This is a genomic window from Acinetobacter sp. LMB-5 (assembly GCF_001541635.1).
Lineage (GTDB): Bacteria > Pseudomonadota > Gammaproteobacteria > Pseudomonadales > Moraxellaceae > Acinetobacter > Acinetobacter pittii.
Genome location: NZ_LRDR01000106.1, coordinates 1 through 339, shown reverse-complemented (window position 1 = coordinate 339; position 339 = coordinate 1). Strand labels below are relative to the sequence as shown.

Here is a 339-nt window from a genome sequence, read left to right as displayed (position 1 = left end):
GTGCAGCCTACCTAGCTGGTCTAGCGGTTGGTTTCTGGGAGAGCATTGATGAGCTGCAAGACAAAGCGGTGCTCGATCGCACATTCGAACCACACGATGATGAAGAAAAACGTAACCGTCGTTACAAAGGTTGGAAGCGCGCGGTTAAGTGTGCTCAAACCTGGTCTGAGCTTCACGACGAAGACGATTAATTTCTGATAAACGATTAGTTTCCCCCTGATTAATCGTAAAGAGCGCCGAGTTGGCGCTCTTTTTTTGCGTTCGATCGCGGATTCCACACTCCCACAGCTTCTCACAATGCGCTAATTCGAGCACAATAGAGCAAGTTTCTATTTTCGA

General features: G+C 48.1%; 1 pseudogene. It reads left to right on the top strand.

The annotated features are described in order from the left end of the window. Nucleotides 1-191, top strand: a pseudogene (locus AW165_RS18715) (glycerol kinase); the annotation flags it as partial. Nucleotides 192-339 lie beyond the last annotated feature (148 nt).